5 protein-coding genes and 1 pseudogene are annotated in these 5548 nt (G+C 66.6%); 4 read left to right on the top strand and 2 right to left on the bottom strand.

All coding sequences use genetic code 11. The features are described from left to right. The 3 genes from WAN71_RS02770 to WAN71_RS02760 form a co-directional block, all read left to right on the top strand. A partial coding sequence (locus tag WAN71_RS02770; protein WP_422223863.1) for an acyl-CoA dehydrogenase family protein occupies positions 1-767 on the top strand: 767 nt, incomplete at its 5' end. After that, on the top strand, positions 764-1711 hold the full coding sequence (locus tag WAN71_RS02765) for an acyl-CoA dehydrogenase family protein (RefSeq protein WP_422223862.1): 948 nt from the start codon (positions 764-766) through the stop codon (positions 1709-1711). The genes WAN71_RS02770 and WAN71_RS02765, both read left to right, overlap by 4 nt. Positions 1712-1721: 10 nt before the next feature. Next, positions 1722-2891, top strand: a complete 1170-nt coding sequence (locus tag WAN71_RS02760; RefSeq protein ID WP_422223861.1) for a pyridoxal phosphate-dependent aminotransferase — start codon at positions 1722-1724, stop codon at positions 2889-2891. 25 nt (positions 2892-2916) lie between these two features. Here WAN71_RS02760 and WAN71_RS02755 read toward each other — a convergent pair whose 3' ends face one another. After that, a complete protein-coding gene (locus tag WAN71_RS02755) occupies positions 2917-3411 on the bottom strand; it encodes a pyridoxamine 5'-phosphate oxidase family protein (protein WP_422223860.1) in 495 nt (164 codons plus the stop codon). A 225-nt stretch (positions 3412-3636) separates the two neighbouring features. On the opposite strand from WAN71_RS02755, the gene WAN71_RS02750 reads away from it, so the two are divergent. Next, complete coding sequence (locus WAN71_RS02750) at positions 3637-5361, top strand: hypothetical protein (protein WP_422223859.1); 1725 nt, start codon at positions 3637-3639, stop codon at positions 5359-5361. A 27-nt stretch (positions 5362-5388) separates the two neighbouring features. Here the strand turns inward: WAN71_RS02750 and WAN71_RS02745 are convergent. Then, positions 5389-5548, bottom strand: a pseudogene (locus WAN71_RS02745) (hydroxyneurosporene methyltransferase); the annotation flags it as partial.

The raw sequence follows: 5548 nt of genomic DNA, 5'->3' as shown, positions 1-5548 counted from the left end.
ACGCGCACCCGGTCGACCTGGTCGTCGCGGTGGAGCGGCTGGGACGCTGGTGTGTGCCCGGCCCGATCACCGAATCCATTGCGGTAGCGCCAGTCTTGCTGGCCGAAGATGATCGGTGCGCAGCGCTGGCGAGCGGTGAACTGATCGCCACCGTGGTGCTTCCACCGCAGGTGCCGCGAGCTGTGGACGCCGACGCGGCCGGGCTGGTCCTGGCCGCCGAACCGGATGGCTGGGTCAGCGAAGCGCACGTGGGCGACCGGCATGAGTCGGTCGACCCAAGCCGCCACCTGTTCGACGCGGATGCCGTCTGCGAAGCGTGGCAGGCCGACGTGGCCCGCGCCTACGAGTTCGGCGCACTGGCCACCGCCGCCCAACTCGTCGGGGCCGGGCAGGCACTGCTGGATGCCGCGGTCGACTACGCCAAGCAGCGTGCCCAATTCGGCCGGGTCATCGGCTCATACCAGGCGATCAAACACAAGCTCGCCGATGTGCACATCGCGCTTGAGCTGGCCCGTCCCCTGGTCTACGGCGCGGCACTATCGCTGGCGGATAGGTCCCCGGACACTGCTCGCGATGTCAGTGCGGCCAAAGCTGCAGCTTCCGACGCCGCGTTGCTGGCCGCCCGGTCAGCACTGCAGACCCACGGCGCCATTGGTTTCACCGCTGAGCACGACTTGTCGCTGTGGCTGTTGCGGGTGCAGGCGCTGCGCTCGGCCTGGGGTGACCCGGCTGCGCATCGGCGACGGGTACTGGAGGCACTGACATGACCACGACGGACGAACGGGAGCTGCTGCGCGAGACCGTTGCGGCGCTGGTGGCCAAGCATGCCTCGCCCGCGGCAGTCCGCGAGGCGATGGAATCGGAACGCGGCTACGGCGAGTCGCTGTGGCGGCTGCTGTGCGAGCAGGTCGGCGCCGCAGCGTTGGTGGTGCCCGATGAAAACGGCGGCGCCGGTGGCACTCTCGGCGATGCGGCCGTCGTTCTTGAGGAACTCGGCAAGGGGCTGGTGCCCAGCCCACTGCTCGGCACCACGTTGGCCGAGCTGGCGCTGCTGGCCGCCGACGATCTCGACGCCGACGCGCTGGGGTCACTGGCAGAGGGCGCGGCGATCGGGGCGGTGGTGTTCGATTCCGACTACGTGGTCAACGGCGACATCGCCGACATCGTCATCGCCGCCAACGACGGCAAACTCGACCGATGGACGGCGTTTGACGCCCAGCCCGTCACCACCATGGACCCCACCCGGCGGCTGGCTCGTGTTACGCCGCAGAGCACCGCACCGCTGGGCGCCGATCCCGGCATCGCTGATGTCGCCGCGATCCTGCTGGCCGCCGAACAGATCGGCGCCGCCGCCCGCTGCCTAGAGCTGACTGTCGAATACACCAAAGAGCGGGTGCAGTTCGGTCGGCCGATCGGCAGCTTCCAGGCCCTCAAACACCGGATGGCCGATCTCCATGTGGCGGTGCAGGCCGCCCGTGCGGTGGTGAACGACGCCTTAGACGTGCCGTCGGCCACGTCGGCGGCGCTGGCCCGTTTCGCGGCGACCGAGGCGTTCAACACGGTGGCCGCCGAGGGCATTCAGCTGCACGGCGGAATCGCGATCACCTGGGAGCACGACATGCAACTGTATTTCAAACGGGCGCACGCCAGTTCGCAGCTGCTGGGCCCGCCGCGCGAACACTTGCGCCGGCTGGAATCTGAAGTGTTCTAACGTTGACCGCATGAGCGATCACGTCGCGCTGCGCGCCGGGGTCCCACCGTTCTACGTGATGGACGTCTGGCTGGCCGCAGCAGAGCGCCAGCGTAGCCACGGCGATCTGGTGAACTTGTCGGCGGGGCAGCCGAGTGCCGGGGCTCCTGAGCCGGTGCGCGCTGCCGCGGCAGCGGCGCTGCGTCTCAATCAGCTCGGCTATACGGTGGCGCTGGGTATTCCCGAGCTGCGCGCGGCTATTGCGGCGTCGTACCTGGATCGGCATGGCTTGCAGGTCGGTGTCGACGACGTGGTGGTGACGACGGGCTCATCGGGGGGTTTTCTGCTTACCTTTCTGTCCTGCTTCGACGTTGGTGACCGGGTGGCGGTCAGCAGTCCCGGCTATCCGTGCTATCGGAACATCTTGGCTGCGCTCGGATGCGAGGTCGTAGTGATGGAATGCGGGCCGCAGACCCGCTTTCAGCCCACTGCGCAGATGCTCGCCGAGCTCGACCCGCCAGTCCAGGGCGTAGTAGTAGCCAGCCCGGCCAACCCGACCGGAACGGTCATCCCTCCAGCAGAGCTCGCGGCGATCGCTTCCTGGTGTGATGACGCTGACGTGCGGCTGATCAGCGACGAGGTCTACCACGGATTGGTCTACCCGGGCGCGCCGCAGACCAGCTGCGCCTGGAGTACGTCGCGAAATGCGATGGTGGTCAACAGCTTCTCCAAGTATTTCGCGATGACGGGATGGCGGCTGGGCTGGCTGCTGGTACCGGCCGAGCTGCGCCGGGCGGTGGACCGACTGACCGGGAACTTCACCATCTGCCCGCCCGTGCTGTCGCAGCGCGCTGCGGTCGCGGCGTTCACCCCCGAAGCTGTCGAAGAGGCCGACGGCCATCTGCACCAGTACGCCGTCAATCGCACGATGCTGCTCGACGGTTTGCGCGAAATCGGTATCGACCGGCTAGCGCCCACCGACGGCGCGTTCTATGTCTATGCCGACGTCTCCGACTTCACCGCAAACTCGATGGTTTTCTGCTCAAAGCTGTTGGCCGACACCGGGGTAGCTATCGCGCCCGGCATTGACTTCGACCCGGAGCACGGCGGTTCGTTTGTGAGGCTGTCCTTTGCCGGGCCGACAAGCGACATTGCAGAGGCGTTGCGCCGGATCGGCATTTGGCTGCCGGGTCAGATGTAGGAGTACCAGTGGGCGAGCCACGCCGTCACGACTGGTTCCGCTCGGCTAGATCCTGCAGGAATCGTGGCATACGGCCAGCACCGAAGTCGTAGTAGCGCACCCACTGCGGCGTGATCGCAATGCGCGCCTGCTGGTCGTACATCTCGCGGCAGGTCCGCTCGAACTCGTCCGCCGCTTCGGCGTCCATGGCTTGCCTGGCGGCGGCGAGATATTCGGGGACGACGCCGTCGACAATCTGCACGCTCGCCCGCCCACGTATCGACAGTGCCCGCGCCTGCTCGGGCGTGTCACCTGCGTCGATGGCCAGTGCAACAGCCGGGCGAGCCGAGCGAGCCGCGACCTTCGGCGCGGTCGTGGCCGTGGCGATGACAAACTGCTCACCCGTCCAGAAGAACCCGACCGGGACCACCCGCGGTGTCCCATCCTTCCCGGTGTAGGCGAGGTGCGCCGCCGAAGTGGACGCGAGCAGTTCCCGCACGCCGGGTGCGCCTAGTTCGTTTTCGATGTCTTGCTGATCCACACTCACTCTCCTGCCGTGCTTTCCGTGACCATGATGGCCAATCGGGCGCCGGGCTGGGCAAAAAACCACCGGCGGAGAGCAGATCGACACATTGGTCATCACCGCCGCGGCCGTGATCGAGGTCGAACGTTTACCGCACCGTGTTCTGGATGTGACGGCGATCACTCACTGTTGCTTGACGTGACTTGAGGGCCGTGTGCGCACCCCAGACAGATGAGGAGTGGGATGTCGGCGCTGAAAGATCGTCGCGGCTGGATTTCGCGGGCGCCGATGTGGCGGCCGCGGCGCGCGCTTGTCGCCGCCGGCGTGTGCGTGCTTGTCGCCGGCGGCGTGTGCGTGGCGGGTGCGGCTCCATCCGCGGTCCTGCTCGTCGGCAGCTATCAAGGGGTTCCCGGGCAGTTCTCGAGCATCCAGGCGGCGGTCGATGCCGCCCGGCCCGGAGACTGGGTGCTGATCGGGCCGGGCCACTACCACGAGACCGGCAATCGCGTTCCTCCCGCGGCCGTCGGCGATATCACCGCCGGGGCCGCGGTGCTCGTGACCACGCCGAACATCTGGATTCGCGGCATGGACCGCAACGGGGTCGTGCTTGACGGCACCAAGCCGGGGGCGTCTCCGTGCAGCTCCGCGCCCGCCGACCAGAACCCCGGCCCGCTCGATACCAACGGCCTCCCGTCGGGGCGAAACGGCCTGGTCGTGTTCAAGGCCTCCGGTGTCTGCGTCGAGAACCTGACCGCCTGCAACTTCATCGCCGGCGACCTCACCCCCGCCGATGAACTCTGGTTCGACGGCGGCGCCTCGACCGGTGTCCAGCAGATCGGAAGCTGGCGCGGCGCGTACCTGTCGGCGACCTCGACCTACAACGGCGGTCCGGACCACTCCACCCAGTACGGGATCTACGCCTCCAACACCTTCGGGCCAGGGCTGTTCACACAGGTGTACGCGAACAACATGGCCGACGCCGCGTTCTACATCGGCGCCTGCCCGGACTGCAACACGACCCTCGACCATGCCCACGGCGAGAACTCGGCGCAGGGATATTCGGGAACCAACTCCGGCGGCCACCTGATCATCCAGAACTCCGAGTTCGACTACAACCACACGGGATTCGCCACCAACAGCCAGAACAACGACGACCAACCGTCGCCCCAGTCCGGCCACTGCCCCCTTAACGAGACCGGTCCGACCGGGACTCATTCGTGCTGGCTGCTCACGCACAACTCGATACACGACAACAACAACCCAAACACGCCCTTCGGCAACGGCATCGCCGCAGATAGTCCGGTGGGAACCGGCGTCCTGATCTCCGGCGGGCGGTTCGACACCGTCGATAACAACGACATCCACGACAACGGCGCGTGGGGCGTGCTGCTGGTCCCCGACGTCGACACCGAAAAGCCGCCGCCGATCGCCCACTGCAAAGGCGGCGTCGGTTTGTCGGCGTTGTCGTTCTGCTACTTCGACGACTGGGGCAACGAGATCGAGAACAACACGGTGAACCACAACGGCTTCTTCGGCAACTCGAGTAACGTCGACCTCGCGGAGATCTCAAACCTCGAGTTCCCCGGCAACTGCTGGCACGGCAACGTCAACGCCTCGGGCGCGGCCGTCCGCCCCAAGCACTTTCAGCTCGGCACCCCAGGAAAGGTCACGAGCGACCCGCTCTTCATCCAGTACTTCCCCCACAACCTCTGCGGAATCCCGGACGCCGGCAATGGGATCATTAGCGGCCTCAGCCTGCAGCTCGTGTGCAACACGCAGATCTTCGGCCCCTGCCCAGACAGCACCTCCTACGCGAACTACCCGCAGCGGACGGGGGTCCAAATGCTGCCGCTGCCTCCGCAGCCGAGCATGACCAATCCGTGCCTGGGTGTGCCGCGAAACCCGTGGTGTCCCACCAACCCGATCAGCCAACCCCCGTATCCTGTGCCGGGGTCAAGCGCTATGTGATGTGGTTATGGCTATGGCTCGACGTGGCTATGCGACTCGGGCCTCCACCACACTGAGCGGTGAAGCGGTTTGCACCACCCGCGTCATACGGAATCCGGCTTGGCTGAGCAGGTTTCGGTACTCGGCAGCAGTGCGCTCGCGGGCCGACAAATTCAACAGCATCTCCAGATCGGCCCATTTTCCCGGG

The organism is Mycobacterium sp. (genome assembly GCF_049280035.1).
Classification (GTDB): domain Bacteria; phylum Actinomycetota; class Actinomycetes; order Mycobacteriales; family Mycobacteriaceae; genus Mycobacterium.
The sequence above is the reverse complement of the archived record's forward strand: the minus strand, read 5'-3'. Positions and strand labels throughout refer to the sequence as shown.